This is a genomic window from Methylobacterium carpenticola (assembly GCF_042748905.1).
In the GTDB taxonomy this organism is placed as follows: domain Bacteria; phylum Pseudomonadota; class Alphaproteobacteria; order Rhizobiales; family Beijerinckiaceae; genus Methylobacterium; species Methylobacterium carpenticola.
The window spans coordinates 4347004-4364886 of record NZ_JBHZEO010000001.1 but is presented as its reverse complement, the minus strand read 5'-3'; the positions used below and the strand labels follow the sequence as shown (position 1 = coordinate 4364886).

Sequence of the window (17883 nt, the reverse complement as noted above, 5' to 3'; positions counted from 1 at the left end):
CTCAGGCCGCCGCGAGCATCCGCTCGACGGCCGCGTGATAGCCGCTTGCCGCGCCCTCGGGCGTGTAGCGGGGCAGGACCGCGGCCGCGGCGGCCCGCAGGGCGCTCCGCCGCGCCGGATCGTCGAGCAGCTCGAGCGTGGCCGCGATCCAGGCGTCGCGGTCGAGGGGGCGCACGATGCCGCAGCCCTCGGCCTCCAGCAGTTCGCGCGCCACACCCGAATGAGGCGAGGCCAGCACCGTCGCCCCGCTCTGGAGCGCCTCCTGGACCACGATGCCCCAGACATCCCCGCGGCTCGGGAACAGGAACAGCCGGGCCGAGGCGTAGGTCTCCGCCAGGGCATCCTGGGACAGGAAGCCGTCGAACCGCGCCGGCACGCCGGCCTCGGCGAAGCGCGCCTCCATCTCGCTCCGCAGCGGCCCGTCGCCCGCCACCCGCACGGAGAGCCGGCGCCCGCGCGCGAGGCAGCCCAGCACCACCTCGGTGAAGAAGCGGGCGCCCTTCACCGCCTCGTTCAGCATGCCGCAGAACAGCAGGTCGTAGGGGCGCGCCGCCCCGGGCGGCGGCGCGGCGGCCGGGCTCCAGGCCGGGAACAGGGGGCTCAGCGCGAAGCGGTCGGCGGCCAGGCCGTAGCGCGCGAGGAGCCGCGCGCTGCCCGCGCTCGGTCCGAGCCCGAAGGCCGCCCCCGACACGATGCCGCGCCGCAGGAGGCGGTGCGGGCGCGAGCGTCCGCCCGGATCGGTCTCGGGCACGCCGTCGGTCCGGATCGCGTAGGGGATGCCCCGCAGCCGGGCCGCCGCGGCAGCAAACCCCATCGTCGGCGAGAAGTCGTTGAGGACGAGGGCCGCCGGCCGGAGGGCGAGGAGCCGCGGTACCACGGCCGGATTCACGTAGAGATTGCGGATCGAGTCGCGATGCCAGCGCAAGCCCGGCAGCACGGCGTGCCGGTAGTGGCGGGGCGCCGGCACCACCCATTGCCGGGCGGCCTCCCGCGGCGTGCACGAGAGAACGTGCAGGGGCCGGTCGAGCTCGCCCGCCAGATGCTCGTAGAGCCGGTGGGTGTAGGGGGCGAGCGCGCCCGTCACCACCACGACCGGGCGGGGCGCCCCGGGCTCAGGCCGTGCCATGGAACCGCCACCCGAGCTTGGGCCCGCCGAGGAGCGCCTCGAATTCGAACAGAGCCCAGTGCGGCTCGACCACGTGGCGGGGCATCAGCAGCAGGTCCTCCGGTCGGGCGGCGTGGCCGCGCCGCGTCGTGAAGAAGCTCCGGTAGCCGGACGCCCGCGCGAGGCCGGGGTCGCGGTCCGGATCGAAATCATGCCCGGCCACGCCCCAGGGGCAGGCGAAATGCACGATGTCCTGCCCGGTGAGCGCTGCGAGGTGGCTGCGCGACTGGCTCAGCTCCGCGGCGACCGCCTCGGGCGCGATCCGGCTCAGCCGTGCATGCGTGGTGCCGTGGGAGCCGACGCGCAGCCCGGCCTCGCACCACGCCGCGACGTCCGTGCGGTTCAAGTAGAGGCGCTCTCCCTCCGGCTGCGGCGGCGCATCGATCCAGGCACTCACCAGGAAGAGGATCGCCGGCAGGCCGAGGGCGCGCAGCACGGGCAGGGCGACGTCGACATTGTCCGCGTAGCCGTCGTCGAAGCTGATCAGGAACGCGCGCTCGCCGGGCGGCCAGCCGGCAGCGACGCGCGCGACCGCCGTGTCGGCGTCGATGAAGTCGCCGTGCCGCCGGAGGAAGCGCAGCTGGGCCGCGAACCCGTCCTGACAGGCGGCCGGCACGCGATGGTAGCAGAGGGTGTAGAGGCCCGGCTCCGCGCAGGCGACCGTGCGCAGCCAGGACCCGCCGCGCAAGGCGAGTTCGCGCAATCCCGGCGTGTCGCGCAAGGTTGTCTTGACCCAGCGATGCATCGTCATCTCAGGCGAATGGTGAGTCACCATAACACGGCGCAGACCCATGATAACCGCCACTATCACGCGAAGCGAAGCATGGTTACTCCACCGTCCACCGGCCGGGACTACGCAGGACGATCTGGCCCCGGCCTTGCGCCGGACGCGCTGTCGGCGCGGCCGATGTCCCGTGCCGGGGCAGACAACGGAGTGTGCGTGTTCATGGCGGCCCAGCTCGCGATCGTCGACCTCGCGGATGCCACGGAATGGGACAGCGCGATCGGGCGGCAGCCCGATGCCAGCATCTACGCGGCCCGGCCCTGGGGCACCTACAAGAGCCGCATCGGCTGGGCGGTCCGGCGGATCGCGATCCGCGCCGGCGAGGGCGAGGGCGAGGACCTCGCCTACATCCAGTACCAGCAGCGGCGACGGGGGCCCGGCCGCTTCATCCTGGCCCAGGGCTGCCCGATCCTCACCCCGTTGGGCGAGAGCCGGGCCGAGGCGGTGCTGCAGGCCTTCCTGGCCCATCTCGATCTGCGCCGCAGCGACCTCGTCGGCGTGAACTACCACCAGCCGGAGCGCCGGGATGCCGTGCTGGCGCTGCTCGCGCACGGCTTCACCCCCGTGGTCTCGGCCCGGAACCACACCCTGGAACTCGATCTCGCGCAGGATCTCGACGCGATCCGGGCGCGGATGGATCCGCGCTGGCGGGCCAACCTGCGCAAGGCCGAGCGCAACGGGGATCTGAGCACGCATCTTCTCTCCGATCCGGAGGAGCGCCTGCGCGCCTTCGACGGCTTCAGCCGCATGTATGCCGCGCTCAAGGCCCGCAAAGGCTTCTCCAGCACGCTCGACACGCAAGCCTATCGGGACGTGGCCGCCAGTGATCCGCGCGTGGCGATGCTGGAGGTTCGGGAGAGGGGCGAGCCGATCCTGATCCGGATCGCGCACAGGACGCCGACGCGCTGGACGGACTTCTTCGCGGCCTCGAACGAGCGCGCCCGGGCCACCCATGCGGCGCCCCTCGCGGTCTGGCGCTGCGTCGAGCAGGCCAAGGCGGACGGCCACCACGTGTTCGATTTCGGCGGCATCGACCCGGCGGCGAACCGCGGCGTCTTCGATTTCAAGCGCGGCCTCTGCCGCAACGTCGTTCAGAGCGCGCCGCTCTGGCTCTACGGCCGCAGCCGGCTCCTGCGCGACGCCGCAGCCGCGTTCCTCGCGCGGCGCTGAAGGACGATTCCCCATGCACGGTGCCGTTCTGCCCGCCCCGGCCTTCGCGCGGATCCGGCTCGAACTGGGCCGCCTCGCCGCCCGCGTCCCCGCCGGCTTGGTCTCGCTCGCCGATCAGGGCGTGGTCAGCGGCTTCGGCTTCCTCAGCGGCATCGCCGCCGCCCGCCTCCTCGGCATCGCCGAGTTCGGCTCCTTCGCCCTGGTGCTGATCGTCCTGTCCTTCGCGCAAGGGCTGCACAACGCGCTCATCACCGCGCCGATGATGACGCTCTCCGGCACGCGCGGGCGGGTCTCCGGCACCTATGCGGCGAGCGTGCTCGCGGGGGCCGTCCTGCTCTCGCTGCCCGGAGCCGCGTTCGTGGTCGTCGCGCTCAGTCTGAGCGGAGAGCCCTCCATCCCGGGCCTGGTGGCGGCGACGGCCCTGATGCTGGCGCAGAACATCCAGTTCACCCTGCGCCGGCTGCTCTTCGCCCGCGGCGAGGGGATGCTGGCGCTCGGGATGGATCTCGCCCGCGCGGCGAGCTTCCCCCTCGCGGGCGGCCTCGTCTGGCTGGAGCACGGGGCGATGGACGGTGTCGGATACGTGTGGCTGCTGGCCGCGACCTCGCTCGCGACGACGCTGCCCTTCGTAATCGGGTTCGCCAGGCCGGCTATCCGCTCGCCGCGCCGCCTCCACGTCGTCGCCCTCACGCGGCGCCACATGCCGATCGCCCGCTGGCTCCTGCCGATCGTGTTCGTGACCTTCGCACAGGAGCAGTTCGTCTGGATCGCCGCGGGCTCCGCCCTCGGCCTCGACGCGCTCGGCGGCCTGCGGGCGGCGCAATACCTCGTCGGCACCGTGCTCCTCCTGCTCGCGGCCACCGAGAACGTCCTGCCGGTGGCGGCGGCGCGGGCCTACGCGGCGGGCGGCGAGGCGGCGCTCAAGCGCTCCCTGCTGCGCGCCGGCCTGCGGCTCGGCCTGCCCATCGGGGCGATCCTGCTCGTCCTCGCGGGGCCGGCGGGATTCTGGCTCGGCCTGATCTTCGGGCAGGACTACGCGGCCTACGCCCATTGCCTGCAGATCCTGTCGCTCGGCGTCGTGCTGGTCCTGCTGCGCGACCTGACCGCGCATTACTTCCGCGCCAAGCAGAACACGCGGGTGATCTTCCTCTCGCTCGCGGTCAGCATGGGCGTCTCGCTGGCGCTGGTCTGGCCACTCATCACCTATGCCGGCGTGACCGGCGCCGCGAGCGCGGTGATCGCCGGCCACGCAGCTTCGCTGCTCTCCCTCGTCGCGGCCATGCGGCGGGGTGGGGGAGCGGCCTGATGAACGGCGCACGCGACCGGGCTTGCACCCGTTGCGCGGTCCGCCTGCCGTCCGTTGGTAGCGGCAGGCGCAGCCACGAAAGCGGCACCCGATCACGTTGCAATCGGGTGCCGCTTTAAGTCTTTGATTTTACGGCATTGCCCGCGACGAACCGGTGACCGCTTCGGCCAATGATGCGGCGTGCGAGCCCATGAAACAGGCCCTCCTGATCATCGACGTTCAGCCTTGCTTCAGCCCGCCGCAATGGCAGGTCGCGCAGATTGCCCGGCTCGCGCGGACCATGCACTCGGTGGCGACGGTTGAGCGTCACGACGAGGCCGTGACGCCGTTCTGGCGTCAACTTGGATGGAAGCCTGCCGCGGCCGATGATCCGCTCGTCCCCGCCGACAGGGTGTTCGTGAAGCACGGCGACCTTCCGCAACGTGAACTCGTCGGCCATCTGAGGAGCGCGGGGATCGAGCGCGTCCTGGTCTGCGGCCTTCAGGAGGATACCTGCTGCCTGGCCGCCGGCTTCATGCTCTTCGGTGCCGGGCTTCACCCGACCCTGCTGACATGGCTGACCGTCGGCTCGTCGCTGGACCGATCCGCCAACTTGGGTGCGAGCCTCCGGAGGCGCCATTTCGGTGCCGGAAACGTCCTGCACGGCGCCGAGGAGCTTTGAGGGACCAGGACCTGCGTCCCACCCGGGGGCGGGGACCCGCTGCCGGACATCGGCCAGGAGAGATCGGCGGAACGAGACGCACTATCCGGAACGAGACGGTGCCCCGCCGCGGCTCGGCCGATCCGCAGGGTGGCGGAAAGGCGGCTGCCGGCCTGGCAAGGTCAGCGTGTTCGCAACGCCGCGGCGTCTGCGGGGTCGCCGCCGCCGCGGGCCGCCGGCTGAGGTCCCGCGGCTTTCAGAGCCGCGGGATGCTGCTCTGCGCCAGCGCCGCCGTCCGCGCGCCCTGCCAGCTCTCGCGCAGCGCCAGGCCGAGGAAGCGCGGGATCGTGCGGCCGTAGCGGGCGGCCAAGCGTCCCGGTTCGCGCGCGAGGCGGTAGGCCCATTCGAGCCCGAGGATCTGCAGCGTCCGCGGCGCCCGCGGCACCCGTCCGGTGAGGACGTCGAAGGCCGCTCCGACGCCCATGGCGATCGTCCCGGGCAGGTGCGGCGCGTGCTCGACCATGAACAGTTCCTGCTTGGGCGTGCCGAGGCCGACCCAGATGATCTGCGCGCCCGATCGCCGGATGCGCGCGCGCATCGTCTCGGCCTCGGCGGCATCGAGATCCCGGAAGGGCGGGGTCTCGACCCCGGCCACGACGAGCCCGGGTATCCGCTTGGACAGCGTCGCGGCGAGCCGCTCGGCCACGCCCTCGCCGCCGCCGAGGAAATAGTGCCGCCAGCCCTGGGCGATGCCGGCCCGGCAGACCGCCTCGACGGACTCGATGCCCGGCACCTGCCCGATCCCCGCCGCTCCGCGCAGGCGCCCGATCCAGTAGAGCGGCCGGCCGTCCGGACACACGAGCAGCGCCGCTTCGTGCGCCGCGCGCAGGCGGGAATCCTCGGTCGCCCGCACGATGCCGTGCGCGTCGCGGAACACGACGAAGCTCCCCGGCGCATGCGGCGGGCCGTTCAACCGCCGCGCGACCGAGCGGATCAGCCCCGGCATGTCGACGACCGAGATGCCGATGCCGGCGAAGCGGTAGCGGGAAACGGCGGGATCATGGCTCATGACGCGCTCTTCAGACCTGCGGTTGACCGGGAGGCGAGCGCCCGGCGGTAGATGGCGAGGAGCGAGGCGGTGGTCGCCTCTTCGGTCCAGGACCGGGCGTAGGCGGCGCGTGCGGCCGCCCCCATCCGGCGCGCGGCCGGGGGATCGGCGAGGATCCGGTGGCAGGCGCGCGCGAGGTCGTCGGGATCGCCGGGGGTGACGAGGAGGCCGGTGACGCCGTCCTCGATGAGGTCGGCCAAGGCGCCGATGCGGGAGGCGATGACGGGCGTGCCCGCCGCGAAGGCCTCGACCACGACCATCGGCAGGCCCTCGTACCAGAGGGAGGGCACGACGAGCGCCGCGGCCCGCGCCATCCGGTCCTGAACCTCCGCCGCCGGCAGAGGGCCGGCGAGCCGCAGGCCCGGTGCGCCGACGAGATCCGCACGCAGGGGCCCGTCGCCGACCACCGCGACGGGTGCATCCAGGCGGGCGGCGGCCGCCGCCAGGGTCTCGAGTTCCTTCTCTCGGCTCAGGCGGCCGGCGAAGAGGATGCCGTCGCGACGCGCCTCCGATGGGCCGGGATCGGCGAGGCCGTTCGGCTTGACGGCGATGCGGTCGGCGGGAAGCCCCGCCGCGATGAAGCGCCCGCGGGCGAATTCGGTGAGCGCCACGAAGGCGTCGACGCTCCGCGTCCAGGTGCCCGCCCGGCGGTGGCGGTCGATCATCCGCGCCACGGCGAGGGAGCCGGCGCGGGAGCCCCGGTAGCAGCCGTGCCGCACGGCCGCGTAGGGCGAACCCGTCAGGCAGGTCTCGCAGGGCGCGCCGTCGCGCATCAGCATGGCGCCCGCGCAGGCCACCCGGAAGTTGTGCAGGGTCTGGACCGTCGCCGGGCCGGCGGCGCGCACCGCCGCGTGCACGGCGGGCGAGATCAGCGGGAAGGTGTTGTGCGCGTGGACGATGTCCGGCCGGAAGCTCCGGACCGCCTCCAGCACCCGGGCGATGCCGCGCGGCGCGTGCGCCGCCTCCAACGCCGTCCGCAGGCGGTCGACCGGCCCGCGGATGTCGTCGTTGCTGACGAAGACGGCCTCGACGCCGCAGCCGGCCCGCGCCAGGGCGGCGGCCTCGCGCTCCACGACGGCATCCTCGCCGCCGCGGATCTGATAGCGGTTGTGAACGACGAGGACGCGGAGCGCCGGGGCATCCGTGCCCCGGCTGGCCGGCACCTCAAGCGCTGCCGGAGCGGGTCGCCTGATCGTCAGCGGGGATGGAAGCATTCGGCCACACTCGTGCGGTGCATCGTCGATGCCCGGCTTCGAGCGAGCCGTGTGCCAGCGGTTTTCGTTTCAAAACGAAACGAAATCTGCGCGTTTACGGTAAACGGTCAGTATTCGTGACGGCGCAACCAGTTCATCGGCGCACGAGCGCTCGGCGCCGGCATCGGGACGTCCCCGGATGAGACGGCTGCGCCGCCCCGCGGGTGGCGGCCCGGCGCGCACCGCCGCGAGGCCCGGCGCCGGACGCGTGACGGCACCGGATGCCGACCGGCGACGATGCGCGAAGAGGACGGCATGATCAGGCGCGCCCCGCGCGGGCCGGCGCAGGTCCCGGCGCGTCCTCGTCGGCGCGAGGCTCTTCAAGCGCGCCGCGAATCGGCCTAGCGTGGCGCCATAAAGATGCTGGCCGTCATGCGCGAGCCAGCCGAGTACAGGGAGACGCCCATGTCGGAGCCGGTCCGCATCACCGTGAAGCCGGATGGCAGCTACACGTTGCTGCGCGGAGAGCGCCCGTTGATCTTCGGCCTCACGCGCGAGCTCGCCTTCAGCCTCGCGGAAAGCTGCGGCGTCGCGATCGAGCGGGTCTACAGCATCGGTTGACTGTTACGCCCACACGGGCGCTCGGAGCGCGTCCCACCGACGTCGATACCGGTTCGGGACAGGACGCATGTCGGATCGAAAGCCGAGAGCTGCCCCCGATCGCAACGCGATCGGGGGCAGCTCTCGTGGACGGATCGGCCGATCCGGTCTTTCATCCGAGGAACCCGCATCCGGGGAACCTGACAATCCGCGTGGCCCGCCTCCGTCCCGGAGAGCGGGCTCGAGCCCTGTTGTGCCCAGGCCGGAACGGAACATACCCTGAACCGACGGGGCGGCCGGCGGCCCTCCGGCCCGGCGACGCGGGCGCGGGCCATGCGGGAACGGATGGCCGTGGCGGCCACGCTTCCGCCGCATTGAGAGGGAGCCGGAAGAGCAGGCGCCCGGCCGGCATCGGCGAAAGGCCGCCGGGCGGGATCATCGCCATCGGCTGAGCGTCGCGCGGCCGGTGCAAGCGGCCGGGGATCGTTCGATCCCGTACCCTGGAGGGCTGATCGAAATCCTCGTCGTCCTCGTGGCGCGAGCGAATCTATGGGAGAACAGAAGCCGGAGCGGCCTTCAGGCGAGCGATAGGGCGAAAATCTTCACTTAACGCATCGTTAACCAAGGCTGCATAGCCTCGGTTCACTGCGACAGGCCAGCCGGAGATCGATCGGTGGCGCTGCGACGCAGGCGCGAGATCGCTCATGCCACGTGTCATCGCTCATCCCGCCCGGACCGGGCCTGCGCGGGGACGTCGGAATCCTCACGCGTGGCGGCCGGTCGAGGCTATCGGCCTCATCGGAGTGGGCCTGCTCCTCCTCGTGATCGGCACGGCGCTGAGCATCGCCGATGCCATCGAGGGAGCAGGATTTCCGATGAGCCAGCGCGCCGAGTGAGGCGCGGGCGGCGGGAGCGCCGCGGCGAGGCTTACGCCGCGAGCTTGGCGGCCGCGATCTCGTTCTCGTTTCCGGCGACCAGCGGAAGAGCGGGCTCCTTGGGGGTGAGCCGATCGGCCGCGAGCACGGCCAGCATCGCATTGGCGGCGATGGCGACGAAGCCGAGGAAGATGAAGGCGGTCATGACGGTGTCCCGTGGTGTCGTGCGATGTCCGCTTATCGCACTGCACAACGCCGCCTGGTATTCCAAATGCCAGATGGGAGATATGCAGGAATTGCATGCGCCGGATCGCGGACAATCCGGTGCCCTGCAACCCGATCGCCTTCCGCCTTGCAGCCTGAGAACACCCACCAACATCCAGCAGAATTCAATTGGCGCGCATGACAATATCGGACCCGCAGCGAGCAACGGCCATGCGCCGCTGCCCAGAATTATCTTAAATCAACATAAGATCGCCCGTTCTATTTGCCTTGACATGGCACTCCGACCAAAGTACGAAGCGAATAAGGGGGGAGAGGCAAATGGACGGCGAGATCGTTTCTTATAATTTGTTTCGCAATGCACATAAGCGGGAGCTTTATTGTGCAGTGCCCACGTGGCTGCCGGTGCCGTCGTTCATCCGCATGCCGACTTGGCGCTACGCGGCCGGCGTGCGGGGAGTCGCCGAGCTGCCGCGCGGCTTCGTTCTCGACGCGGCCCGCCAGGCGGCCCGCTGGAACGGCTACTACCTGTTCCATGCCTGGGGCCGCGAGCAGCGGCCGCGCTCGGTGCGCGAGATGCTGGCGGACGCCGCCTGAAGGCGGCAGAGCCGGCCTCGCAAGATTGCATCTTGCAAGACCTCCTCCGGTGAGGGTGATCAGCCGCGGCATCACGCCGCGGCTTTCGTCGTCATCCCTCGATGCGGCCGAAATCCGCCACCGCGCGGGTCGCGGCGCGCAGGGCGTTGAGGAGGGCGAGGCGGTTCGCCCGCACGGCCGCGTCCTCGGCATTCACCGTGACCTTGTCGAAGAAGGCGTCCACCGGCGGGCGCAGGGCCGCGAGCGCCCGCATCGCCCCCTCGAAATCCTCGGCCGCCACCGCCTCGGCGGCTTCGTCCCGCGCCGCATCGAGTGCGGTCGCGAGGGCTGATTCCTCGGGCAGGGCGAAGAGCGCGGGATCGGGCGCGGCGTCGTAGGCGCGGCCGTCCTTCTTCTCCTCGATCCGCAGGATGTTCGCCGCGCGACGGAAGCCCGCGAGCAGGTTCCGGCCGTCCTCCGTGTCGAGGAAGCGCCCGAGCGCCTCGACCCGGCGCACCACCATCAGCAGGTCGTCCTGGCCGGGCAGGGCGAAGACCGCGTCGATCAGGTCGTGGCGGGCGCCCTGGTCGCGCAGGTGAACCTTGAGGCGGTCGGCGAAGAAGCCGAGGAGGTCCGCCGCGAAGGCGTCCGGCGGGGCGGCGGCGTGGCCCGCCGCGGCGCTCGCGAAGACCGGGAGCAGCGGCAGCCGGGCGCCGGCCGCGAGGACGAGGCGGATCACTCCGAGCGCCGCGCGGCGCAGGGCGAAGGGGTCCTTGCTGCCGGTCGGCTTCTCGTCGATGGCCCAGAATCCGACGAGCGTGTCGAGCTTGTCGGCGAGCGCCACCGCCACCGAAACCGCCTCGGTCGGCACGCGGTCGCTCGGACCGAGGGGCTTGTAATGCTCCTCGATCGCCGCGGCGACCGCCGCCGGCTCGCCCTGGAGTTCGGCGTAGTAGCGGCCCATCAGGCCCTGCAGCTCGGGGAACTCGCCCACCATCTCGGTGACGAGGTCGGCCTTGGCGAGGTGCGCCGCGCGCTCGGCCAGGGCCGGATCGGCGCCGACCTGCGGCGCCAGCGCTTTCGCGAGCGCCGCGATGCGCTCCACCCGCGCGCCCTGCGTGCCGAGCTTCTCGTGGAACACGATGTCCTGAAGCTTGGGCAGGCGGCTCTCCAGCGGAACCTTCCTGTCGGTCTCCCAGAAGAACTTGGCGTCGGAGAGCCGGGCGCGGACCACGCGCTCGTTGCCCGCCACGATCGCGGCGCCACCATCCGAGGCGACGAGGTTCGAGACCAGGATGAAGGCGTTGGCGAGCCGCTCGCGCCCATCCGCCGAGGGGGCGCGGAGCACGAAGCACTTCTGGTTCGCCCGGATCGTCGCGCGGATCACCTCCGGCGGGATGTCGAGGAAGCTCTCGTCGAAGGAGCCCATCAGGGTCACGGGCCACTCGACGAGGCCCGCCACCTCCTCCAGCAGGCCCTCGTCCTCCACGAGGTCGAGCCCGCGCGCGAAGGCGAGGTCGCGGGCGTCGTGCAGGATGATGTCGCGGCGGCGGTCGGCATCGAGGACGACGCGCGCCCGCTCGAGGGACGGCTGGTAATCGGCGAAGCGGCGCACCTCGATCGGGCCGGGGGCGAGGAAGCGGTGGCCGTAGGTGATGAAGCCAGCCTCGATCCCGTCGACCGCGAAGGGCACCCGCTCCGGCGTCTCGGTCTCGGGGCCGAAGCTCGCCACGATGGCGTGCAGGGGGCGCACCCAGCGCAAGGAACCCGGCTCGGCCGAGGCGGCGCCCCAGCGCATGGATTTCGGCCAGGGAAAGCCCCGGATCACCGCCGGCAGGATCTCAGCCAGCACGTCGATCGTGTCGCGGCCGGGCCGCTCGATCAGCGCGACGTAGAACTCGCCCTTCTTCGGATCCGAGACCACCTTGGCCTCGTCGAGGCTCGTCAGACCCGCGCTCTTGAGGAAGCCCTGCACCGCCGCGTCGGGCGCGCCCACGCGCGGGCCCTTGCGCTCCTCGCGCACGTCCTTGCCGCGGGTCGGCAGGCCGGCGATGTGGAGCGCGAGCCGGCGCGGCGTCGCGAAGGCCTTGGCGCCCTCGTAGAGGAAACCGCGCTCCACGAGGGCGTCGGTGACGAGCTTGCGCAGATCCTCCGCGGCCCGGCGCTGCATGCGGGCCGGGATTTCCTCGGAGAAGAGTTCGAGCAGGAGATCGGGCATCGGGGCACCGGCGGGGTCAGGAGAGGCGCGGGCGAGACGGGCGAGAGCGGAGGAGGCGGGTCCCTAACCGGCGGCCATGCCGCCGGCCTCGGTCCGCAGCCATGCGGCGCCGCAGGCCTTGGCGAGGTCGCGCACCCGCAGGATGTAGCTCTGGCGCTCCGTCACCGAGATCACGCCGCGCGCGTCGAGCAGGTTGAAGACGTGGCTCGCCTTGATGCACTGGTCGTAGGCCGGCTGCGCCATCCTGTGCCGGGCGTCGTTGGCATCGATGCCGGGCTCGCCGGCTTCGAGGTACTTCCGGCAGGCGGCCTCCGCGTCCCGGAACTGCCGGAACAGCATCTCGGTATCCGCGGCCTCGAAGTTGTGGCGCGAGTATTCCTGCTCGGCCTGAAGGAACACGTCGCCGTAGGAGACCCGGTCGGCGCCGTCCAGCCCGTTGAAGTTGAGGTCGTAGACGTTCTCGACGCCCTGCACGTACATGGCGAGGCGCTCGAGGCCGTAGGTCAGCTCGCCGGCCACCGGCGCGCATTCGAAGCCGGCGACCTGCTGGAAGTAGGTGAACTGGCTCACCTCCATTCCGTCGCACCAGCATTCCCAGCCGAGCCCCCAGGCGCCGAGCGTCGGGCTCTCCCAATCGTCCTCGACGAAGCGGATGTCGTGGAGCGCGAGATCGACCCCGATCGCCTGCAGGGAGGCGAGGTAGAGCTCTTGGAGGTTCGGCGGGTTCGGCTTCAGGATCACCTGGAACTGGTAATAATGCTGGAGCCGGTTCGGGTTCTCGCCGTAGCGGCCGTCCTTCGGCCGCCGGGAGGGCTGCACGTAGGCGGCCTTCCAGGGGCGCGGGCCGAGGGCGCGCAGGGTCGTCGCCGGATGGAAGGTGCCGGCGCCGACCTCCATGTCGTAGGGCTGGAGGATCACACAGCCCTGAGCGGCCCAGAAGCGCTGCAGCGTCAGGATCAGGCCCTGGAACGAACGCGTCGGGTGCAGGGCGTCGTCGGTGGCGGTCATCGGGCGTCTCGCGGAAAGGCCCGGCCCGTTTACGGGGGAGCCCCCTCAAGTCAACCCGGGACGCGATCCGTCACAGGCCGAACCGCCCGTAGGCGGCCCGTTCTTCCAGCAGGGCGAGCGCCCCGGCGAGCGCCTCGGCCCCGGCGGCGCCGGGCTCCCGGCGGCGCAGCAGCCGGCCGAGGATCCCGCCGCGCACCTGCTCGACGAGGCGGATCTCGACCCTCTCGCCGTAGCGCTCCCGCAGCACCGTGCGCGCGTCGCCGAGCGAGTCCACGAGGCCGAGCGCGAGGCCCTGCCGCCCGGTCCAGACCGCGCCCGAGAACACGTCCCCGGGATCGCCCGAGAGCCGGGGCCGCCGCTCGCGCACGAGTTCGCTGAACAGCGCCTGCACGTCCGCCTGGATGTCCTTGAGCCGGGCGATGTCCGCCGGATCCTCGGGGCGGAACGGATCGAGCATGGCTTTCGACGGCCCGGTCGTGTGCACCCGCCGCTCGACGCCGAGCCGCTCGATCAGCCCCTGGAAGCCGAAACCGGCCGAGACGACGCCGATCGACCCGACGAGGGAGGAGGGATCCGCGATGATCTCGTCGGCCGCGCAGGCGATCATGTAGCCGCCCGAGGCCGCGAGATCCTCCACGAAGGCGAGGACGGGCACCTTCGCCTCGGCGGCGAGTGCCCGGATGCGGCGATGGATGAGGTGCGATTGCGCCGGGGACCCGCCCGGCGAATTGATGATGATGGCGACCGCCTTGATGCCGGGGATGCCGAAGGCGCGCTCGAGGGCCGGCGCGCAGGCGCCGAGGGAGAGGCCCTGGCGCAGCGGCGAGACCGCGCCGATCGGCCCGCTCAGGCGCACCACCGGCACGACCGGACGATCGCGGCGCAGCCGTGCGGGAAGGAGGGCGCGCAGGGCGCTGCGGAACGCGAACGGCATGGGGGTCTGGTCACTCCGATGAACCGGGCCGGAGGTAGGCTCGGCCGTGCCCTCCCGCAAGCCGGCGGCTCGGCATTCCCGACCGAGAGCAGGCTCACAGCTTCGTCGACCCCGTCGATTGGACCCGCGTCGGCAGGCGCCTAGGTTGGGGCTTGCGGCTCCTCGGTCGACCCCGTCGTCGCGAGCATCCGCGGGGGTGCGCGTCGTCCGGGGATCTCGCCGGATCGCGCGGGCCCCCTGTCTTGGTCTCGTTCCCCGGCGGGCCCTCCGCCCGGCCGGGGATGCTGCATGAGGAGAACGTGGATGCGTGTGCTTCGTTGGGCGACCGTGGTGCTGACCATGATCGTCGCGGGTTTCGGGCTCACGGCCGGGCGGAGCGAGGCGGCCGCCCTGCCGGGTGCCGGCGCGGTCGCGCTGGGCGAGGCCGCCCAGGCGGCGCCGCTCGTCGACAAGGCCCAGTATTATTACCCCCGGTACTACGGCTACCGTCCGTATCGGCGCTATTATTACCGCCCCTACCGGCGGTACCGTTACTACCGCCCGTACCGGCGCTACTACTACCGTCCGTACTATCGCCGCTACTACCGGCCGCGCTTCTACGTCTATTACTGAGCGGGTCGGACCGGTCCGGCGGGATGGGCATCCGGGGCGACCCGGTGCCGCTCGCGCCGCGCCGGGCTCAGTCGAGCAGCGCCTCGCCGCGATGGAGCGCCTCGGCCTCGGCGGTGAAGCGGCCGTCCGGCCCGTGCAGGACGAGGCCGGGCAACAGCCCGAAGGCCGCGCGGCTGCCGCGGATGCCGGCGATCAGGACGCGCAGCGCCGGCTCCCCCGGCCGCGCATGGATCGGCCGGACGGTGACGCCGCCGAACCGCCCGCCGAGGCCGTCCAGGCACGGGGGCAGGGCGTCCGCCCGGTGGATGAGCACGAGGCGCCCGCCCGGGCGCAGCAGGTCGGCGCAGGTGCGCAGCCACGCATCGAGGCCGCCTTCGGGCATCGCATGCGCGGCCGCCCGCGCGGCCACCGGCGAGGGGCGGTGGCCGCCCATGAAGAAGGGCGGATTCGTCAGCACGAGATCGGCCGTATCCGGCAGGAGCCCCGCCGCCCGGCGTGCGGCCGCCGCGGCGGTCACGTCCGCCGCGACGAGGCTCGCGCGCTCCGCCAGTCCGTTGAGCGCGATGTTCGCGCGCGCCAGGGCCGCGGCCTCCGCCTCGCGCTCCACCAGGACGACACGGCAGCCGGGCGCCCGCGCCGCGACCGCGAGGCCGATCGCCCCGGTGCCGGCACCGAGATCGTAGACGGTCCCCGTTGGGGTTCCGGCGGCGGCGGCGAGAAGCACCGCATCCGTGCCGGCCCGGTGCGCTCCCCGCGGCGGCTGGTGCAGGTGCAGGCGTCCCCCCAGCCAGGGCTGCGGGTCAGCGCCGGGGCGCATCGCGCAGCTCGTGGGCGAGCCCCGCATCGGTGAGCAGGCGCCGGGCCTGCGCCGCGTGATCCCCGGGCACGAGCAGGCGGCGCGGGAAGGCCCCGATCATCCCCTCCAGGGCGCTGATATGCGCATCGGCCACGAGGACCGGGATGGCGGCACCCTCCAGCAGCGATTGCGCGAAGCCGATCAGCACGATGTCGTTGGTTCGCAGGATCTCGACCATGCCGTCTCATGCCCCGGCCCGGCGCCCGGCGCCAGCATCACGCCGGGAAGCGCACCAGCGTCGTCACGCCGCTGCCGGCCGAGACGCGCCGCTCGCCCCCGAGCTGCTGCACGAGCGAGCGCGTGATGCGCAGGCCCAGGCTGCGGCTCGCCTCCGGATCGAAGCCGGCCGGAAAGCCGCAACCGTCGTCGCGGATCGTCAGCACGCAGCCGCCCGGTACGCTGTCGAGCGTGATCGTGATCCGCCCCGGCCGGCCGGAAAGGCGTGTTTGGCGGCGTTCGTCACCGTCTCCGCCACGATCAGCGCGACGGGCAGGAGCCGCGTTAGGCCCAGGGTCACGCCCGGAGCCGTGACGTCGCAGACGATGCCCGTCGCACCGGCGACCGCGAGCAGATCGTCGCAGAGGGCGCGCAGCTGATCCGCCACCGGGCGCTCCGCCGCCCTGGGATCGTGCAGGCGGCGGTGGATGCGGCTCATCAGGTCGAGACGGTCCTGCACACGCGTCAGGATCTCCGCGGCGTCGGCTCCGTCCCGCAGGCGGCGCTGCTCGAGGCCGATCAGGCTCGCCACGAAGGAGAGATTGTTCGCGACCCGGTGCTGCAACTCCTCGAACATGAGGGTCGAGCGGTCCCGCTCCTGGCGCAGGGCGTCCACCGTGCGGTTCAGCGCGTCGATCGCGCCGAGCAGGATGGCGCTGGTGAGGGCATAGAGCAGGAGGGCTACGGGGCCGCCCGGCCAGCGGAACGGCCGCGCGAGGCCGAGGGGCAGGAACCAGACCGCGGCCGCGGTGAGGCTAGGCCGGCCGTGACGAGCCCGGCCCGCACCCCGCCCAGCAGGGCTGCGAGGGCGATGGCCGGGGTGAGCATGATGAAGGGCACGCCTTGCAGGTGGTCGCCGAACGCCAGACGAAACCCGGTCGGAGCCAATAACAGCAGCACCCCGATGCCGTAACTCAACCAGGAATGGTGCCGGCCGCGCTGCGTCGCAAGGACCATAGTCATCGATGTACCGCCTTCTGCATGGGTTCATCGAGAGTATTTATTGCTCTTGCGAAGCGGTTCTGCTGCGGAAAAGCGCCGGCAACGATGGGATCGAAATTGTTTCATTCAAATTCGGTTGGAATATCCAAAGCTGCGCAGCACTCCGCCAGCGCAGCCGCGGTCATCGCGAAGGGTCGGACGGGGAGGAAAATTGACGATTGTTGACAATCGTCAATTTCGGCGTAAGCCTTCGCGTGCTGCGGCCGGACCGGACCCCGCCGGGCTTCCGCCCCCTCGCCCGGAGGCAGGACCCGCCCGGCCGCAGCACCTCCTTCCGGCCGGAGCCCCGTGATGGCACGTCTCGCCTTCCTGTCCGCCGACCTCGCGCTCGCCGCCGTGGTCGGGCTCGTCGCCGCGGGTTGCACCGAGGAGAAGGCGCCGGCTTTCCCCGGCGCGCAGGCGGCCCGGCCGGTCCTGGTCCAGCCCGTCGCCTTCGAGGACCGCGTGCCGAGCCGCACCTTCGTGGGCACCGTCCGGCCGCGCATCGAGAGCGATCTCGGCTTCCGGGTGCAGGGCAAGATCCAGAAACGGCTCGTCAATGTCGGCGATCTGGTTCGGACCGGGCAGCCGCTCGCCACCCTCGACGAGATCGATCTCAGGCTTCAGACCGAGCAGGCCGAGGCGGAACGCACGGCAGCCTCCGCCTCTCTCGCGCAGGCCGAGGCCGATCTCAAGCGCGGGGTGACGCTGGCCGCGCAGGGCTGGACCGCGGCCTCCGCCCTCGACCGGCAGAAGGCCGCCGCCGAGGAGGCGCGGGGCCGGCTGCTGCGGGCCGAACGCGCCCTCATGCTGGCGCGCAACGCCGTCTCCTACGCGGTGCTCGCGGCGGATGCGGATGGCGTCGTCACCGCGACCATGATCGAGCCGGGTCAGGTCGTGGCGCCGGGACAGGCGGCGATCCGGCTCGCCCGCACGGCCGAGAAGGAGGCGGTGATCGCGATCCCCGAATCCCTGGTCGGGCAGGCCCGGGCCGGGGAGGCCACGGTCGGCCTGTGGTCGGACCCGAAGGCGAGGCTGAAGGCCCGCCTGCGCGAACTGGCGCCCGCTGCCGACGCGGCGACCCGCACCTACCTCGCCCGCTTCTCCCTGCCCGACGCCGACGAGCGCGTGCAGCTCGGCATGACCGCCACCGTGACCCTCAGCGGCGCCACGGCGGAGCGGATCGTCCGCATCCCGCTCGCCGCCCTGTTCAACCAGGGAACCGGCTCCTCCGTCTGGAGCGTGGATGCCGAGGGCCGGCTCAGCCTCAGGCCGGTGACGGTCGCGGCCTACGAGGCGCAGGACGCCCTCGTCTCCGCGGGCGTCGCGGAGGGCGAGCGCATCGTCCGGCTCGGCGTGCAGAAGCTCGATCCCGGCCAGCGCGTGCGCGTGGTCGAGGCGCTCCAGTTCTGAGCGGGA

At 72.2% G+C, this 17883-nt stretch carries 22 protein-coding genes; 9 read left to right on the top strand and 13 right to left on the bottom strand.

The genetic code is table 11. The features are described from left to right. Window position 1 precedes the first annotated feature (1 nt). Together ACE101_RS20425 and ACE101_RS20420 are read right to left on the bottom strand one after the other, a co-directional pair. On the bottom strand, window positions 2-1126 hold the full coding sequence (locus ACE101_RS20425; RefSeq protein WP_379133360.1) for a glycosyltransferase family 4 protein: 1125 nt from the start codon (window positions 1124-1126) through the stop codon (window positions 2-4). Then, window positions 1113-1910, bottom strand: coding sequence for a polysaccharide deacetylase family protein (locus ACE101_RS20420; protein WP_379133358.1), 798 nt, complete (start codon window positions 1908-1910; stop codon window positions 1113-1115). The genes ACE101_RS20425 and ACE101_RS20420 overlap by 14 nt, the downstream gene beginning before the upstream one ends. 201 nt (window positions 1911-2111) lie before the next feature. Here ACE101_RS20420 and ACE101_RS20415 point away from each other — a divergent pair, with 201 nt between their 5' ends. The 3 genes from ACE101_RS20415 to ACE101_RS20405 all read left to right on the top strand — a co-directional run bounded on the left by ACE101_RS20415 (window position 2112) and on the right by ACE101_RS20405 (window position 5086). Next, window positions 2112-3119 carry a lipid II:glycine glycyltransferase FemX gene (locus tag ACE101_RS20415; RefSeq protein ID WP_379133355.1) on the top strand — a complete coding sequence of 336 codons (1008 nt, stop codon included), beginning with the start codon at window positions 2112-2114 and terminating at the stop codon, window positions 3117-3119. Between the two features lie 13 nt (window positions 3120-3132). After that, the gene (locus tag ACE101_RS20410) at window positions 3133-4425 is read left to right on the top strand and encodes a lipopolysaccharide biosynthesis protein (protein WP_379133352.1); all 1293 of its coding nucleotides are present in this window, start codon (window positions 3133-3135) and stop codon (window positions 4423-4425) included. A 190-nt stretch (window positions 4426-4615) separates the two neighbouring features. Next, on the top strand, window positions 4616-5086 hold the full coding sequence (locus ACE101_RS20405; RefSeq protein ID WP_379133350.1) for a cysteine hydrolase family protein: 471 nt from the start codon (window positions 4616-4618) through the stop codon (window positions 5084-5086). Window positions 5087-5321: 235 nt separating this feature from the next. Here ACE101_RS20405 and ACE101_RS20400 read toward each other — a convergent pair whose 3' ends face one another. Both ACE101_RS20400 and ACE101_RS20395 read right to left on the bottom strand, forming a co-directional pair. After that, on the bottom strand, window positions 5322-6134 hold the full coding sequence (locus ACE101_RS20400; RefSeq protein WP_379133347.1) for a WecB/TagA/CpsF family glycosyltransferase: 813 nt from the start codon (window positions 6132-6134) through the stop codon (window positions 5322-5324). Continuing rightward, entirely contained in the window at window positions 6131-7336 is a 1206-nt protein-coding gene (locus ACE101_RS20395; RefSeq protein WP_379133344.1) for a glycosyltransferase, read from the bottom strand. The genes ACE101_RS20400 and ACE101_RS20395 overlap by 4 nt, the downstream gene beginning before the upstream one ends. 495 nt (window positions 7337-7831) lie before the next feature. Between ACE101_RS20395 and ACE101_RS20390 the strand changes: the two genes are divergently transcribed. Both ACE101_RS20390 and ACE101_RS20385 read left to right on the top strand, forming a co-directional pair. Next, window positions 7832-7987, top strand: coding sequence for a hypothetical protein (locus tag ACE101_RS20390; protein ID WP_379133342.1), 156 nt, complete (start codon window positions 7832-7834; stop codon window positions 7985-7987). A 683-nt stretch (window positions 7988-8670) separates the two neighbouring features. Further along, complete coding sequence (locus ACE101_RS20385; protein ID WP_379133339.1) at window positions 8671-8862, top strand: hypothetical protein; 192 nt, start codon at window positions 8671-8673, stop codon at window positions 8860-8862. Between the two features lie 31 nt (window positions 8863-8893). Here the strand turns inward: ACE101_RS20385 and ACE101_RS20380 are convergent, their stop codons facing one another. Beyond that, entirely contained in the window at window positions 8894-9046 is a 153-nt protein-coding gene (locus ACE101_RS20380; RefSeq protein WP_379133337.1) for a hypothetical protein, read from the bottom strand. 422 nt (window positions 9047-9468) lie between these two features. Here ACE101_RS20380 and ACE101_RS20375 point away from each other — a divergent pair, with 422 nt between their 5' ends. Next, on the top strand, window positions 9469-9660 hold the full coding sequence (locus tag ACE101_RS20375) for a hypothetical protein (RefSeq protein ID WP_379133335.1): 192 nt from the start codon (window positions 9469-9471) through the stop codon (window positions 9658-9660). A 91-nt stretch (window positions 9661-9751) separates the two neighbouring features. Here the strand turns inward: ACE101_RS20375 and glyS are convergent, their stop codons facing one another. From glyS to ACE101_RS20360, 3 genes are all read right to left on the bottom strand, one after another. After that, a complete protein-coding gene (gene glyS / locus ACE101_RS20370; protein WP_379133333.1) occupies window positions 9752-11857 on the bottom strand; it encodes a glycine--tRNA ligase subunit beta in 2106 nt (701 codons plus the stop codon). A 63-nt stretch (window positions 11858-11920) separates the two neighbouring features. Continuing rightward, the gene (locus ACE101_RS20365; RefSeq protein ID WP_379133330.1) at window positions 11921-12865 is read right to left on the bottom strand and encodes a glycine--tRNA ligase subunit alpha; all 945 of its coding nucleotides are present in this window, start codon (window positions 12863-12865) and stop codon (window positions 11921-11923) included. Window positions 12866-12935: 70 nt separating this feature from the next. Then, window positions 12936-13799: a S49 family peptidase gene (locus ACE101_RS20360; protein WP_379133327.1), complete on the bottom strand. Its 864-nt coding sequence runs from the start codon at window positions 13797-13799 to the stop codon at window positions 12936-12938. Window positions 13800-14102: 303 nt separating this feature from the next. Between ACE101_RS20360 and ACE101_RS20355 the strand changes: the two genes are divergently transcribed. Then, a complete protein-coding gene (locus ACE101_RS20355; RefSeq protein ID WP_379133324.1) occupies window positions 14103-14411 on the top strand; it encodes a hypothetical protein in 309 nt (102 codons plus the stop codon). Window positions 14412-14478: 67 nt separating this feature from the next. Here the strand turns inward: ACE101_RS20355 and ACE101_RS20350 are convergent, their stop codons facing one another. The 5 genes from ACE101_RS20350 to ACE101_RS20330 form a co-directional block, all read right to left on the bottom strand. Then, window positions 14479-15228, bottom strand: coding sequence for a tRNA1(Val) (adenine(37)-N6)-methyltransferase (locus ACE101_RS20350; protein WP_379133322.1), 750 nt, complete (start codon window positions 15226-15228; stop codon window positions 14479-14481). Next, entirely contained in the window at window positions 15212-15445 is a 234-nt protein-coding gene (locus ACE101_RS20345; protein ID WP_379133319.1) for a putative signal transducing protein, read from the bottom strand. The genes ACE101_RS20350 and ACE101_RS20345 overlap by 17 nt, the downstream gene beginning before the upstream one ends. 37 nt (window positions 15446-15482) lie before the next feature. Continuing rightward, entirely contained in the window at window positions 15483-15650 is a 168-nt protein-coding gene (locus ACE101_RS20340; RefSeq protein ID WP_379133316.1) for a hypothetical protein, read from the bottom strand. Then, window positions 15644-16099, bottom strand: a complete 456-nt coding sequence (locus tag ACE101_RS20335) for a histidine kinase dimerization/phosphoacceptor domain -containing protein (RefSeq protein WP_379133315.1) — start codon at window positions 16097-16099, stop codon at window positions 15644-15646. The genes ACE101_RS20340 and ACE101_RS20335 overlap by 7 nt, the downstream gene beginning before the upstream one ends. A 65-nt stretch (window positions 16100-16164) precedes the next feature. Next, entirely contained in the window at window positions 16165-16446 is a 282-nt protein-coding gene (locus ACE101_RS20330) for a hypothetical protein (RefSeq protein ID WP_379133313.1), read from the bottom strand. Window positions 16447-16448: 2 nt separating this feature from the next. Between ACE101_RS20330 and ACE101_RS20325 the strand changes: the two genes are divergently transcribed. Then, window positions 16449-16640, top strand: a complete 192-nt coding sequence (locus ACE101_RS20325; RefSeq protein ID WP_379133310.1) for a hypothetical protein — start codon at window positions 16449-16451, stop codon at window positions 16638-16640. 136 nt (window positions 16641-16776) lie between these two features. After that, window positions 16777-17877, top strand: a complete 1101-nt coding sequence (locus ACE101_RS20320) for an efflux RND transporter periplasmic adaptor subunit (protein ID WP_379133307.1) — start codon at window positions 16777-16779, stop codon at window positions 17875-17877. Window positions 17878-17883 lie beyond the last annotated feature (6 nt).

What these genes read in the sequence shown, in the direction of transcription:
- ACE101_RS20425 (WP_379133360.1), bottom strand. Translation starts at nt 1,126, where the DNA reads ATGGCACGGCCTGAGCCCGGGGCGCCCCGCCCGGTCGTGGTGGTGACG.
- ACE101_RS20420 (WP_379133358.1), bottom strand. Translation starts at nt 1,910, where the DNA reads ATGCATCGCTGGGTCAAGACAACCTTGCGCGACACGCCGGGATTGCGC.
- ACE101_RS20415 (WP_379133355.1), top strand. Translation starts at nt 2,112, where the DNA reads ATGGCGGCCCAGCTCGCGATCGTCGACCTCGCGGATGCCACGGAATGG.
- ACE101_RS20410 (WP_379133352.1), top strand. Translation starts at nt 3,133, where the DNA reads ATGCACGGTGCCGTTCTGCCCGCCCCGGCCTTCGCGCGGATCCGGCTC.
- ACE101_RS20405 (WP_379133350.1), top strand. Translation starts at nt 4,616, where the DNA reads ATGAAACAGGCCCTCCTGATCATCGACGTTCAGCCTTGCTTCAGCCCG.
- ACE101_RS20400 (WP_379133347.1), bottom strand. Translation starts at nt 6,134, where the DNA reads ATGAGCCATGATCCCGCCGTTTCCCGCTACCGCTTCGCCGGCATCGGC.
- ACE101_RS20390 (WP_379133342.1), top strand. Translation starts at nt 7,832, where the DNA reads ATGTCGGAGCCGGTCCGCATCACCGTGAAGCCGGATGGCAGCTACACG.
- ACE101_RS20385 (WP_379133339.1), top strand. Translation starts at nt 8,671, where the DNA reads ATGCCACGTGTCATCGCTCATCCCGCCCGGACCGGGCCTGCGCGGGGA.
- ACE101_RS20380 (WP_379133337.1), bottom strand. Translation starts at nt 9,046, where the DNA reads ATGACCGCCTTCATCTTCCTCGGCTTCGTCGCCATCGCCGCCAATGCG.
- glyS (WP_379133333.1), bottom strand. Translation starts at nt 11,857, where the DNA reads ATGCCCGATCTCCTGCTCGAACTCTTCTCCGAGGAAATCCCGGCCCGC.
- ACE101_RS20365 (WP_379133330.1), bottom strand. Translation starts at nt 12,865, where the DNA reads ATGACCGCCACCGACGACGCCCTGCACCCGACGCGTTCGTTCCAGGGC.
- ACE101_RS20360 (WP_379133327.1), bottom strand. Translation starts at nt 13,799, where the DNA reads ATGCCGTTCGCGTTCCGCAGCGCCCTGCGCGCCCTCCTTCCCGCACGG.
- ACE101_RS20355 (WP_379133324.1), top strand. Translation starts at nt 14,103, where the DNA reads ATGCGTGTGCTTCGTTGGGCGACCGTGGTGCTGACCATGATCGTCGCG.
- ACE101_RS20350 (WP_379133322.1), bottom strand. Translation starts at nt 15,228, where the DNA reads ATGCGCCCCGGCGCTGACCCGCAGCCCTGGCTGGGGGGACGCCTGCAC.
- ACE101_RS20345 (WP_379133319.1), bottom strand. Translation starts at nt 15,445, where the DNA reads ATGGTCGAGATCCTGCGAACCAACGACATCGTGCTGATCGGCTTCGCG.
- ACE101_RS20330 (WP_379133313.1), bottom strand. Translation starts at nt 16,446, where the DNA reads ATGACTATGGTCCTTGCGACGCAGCGCGGCCGGCACCATTCCTGGTTG.
- ACE101_RS20325 (WP_379133310.1), top strand. Translation starts at nt 16,449, where the DNA reads ATGTACCGCCTTCTGCATGGGTTCATCGAGAGTATTTATTGCTCTTGC.
- ACE101_RS20320 (WP_379133307.1), top strand. Translation starts at nt 16,777, where the DNA reads ATGGCACGTCTCGCCTTCCTGTCCGCCGACCTCGCGCTCGCCGCCGTG.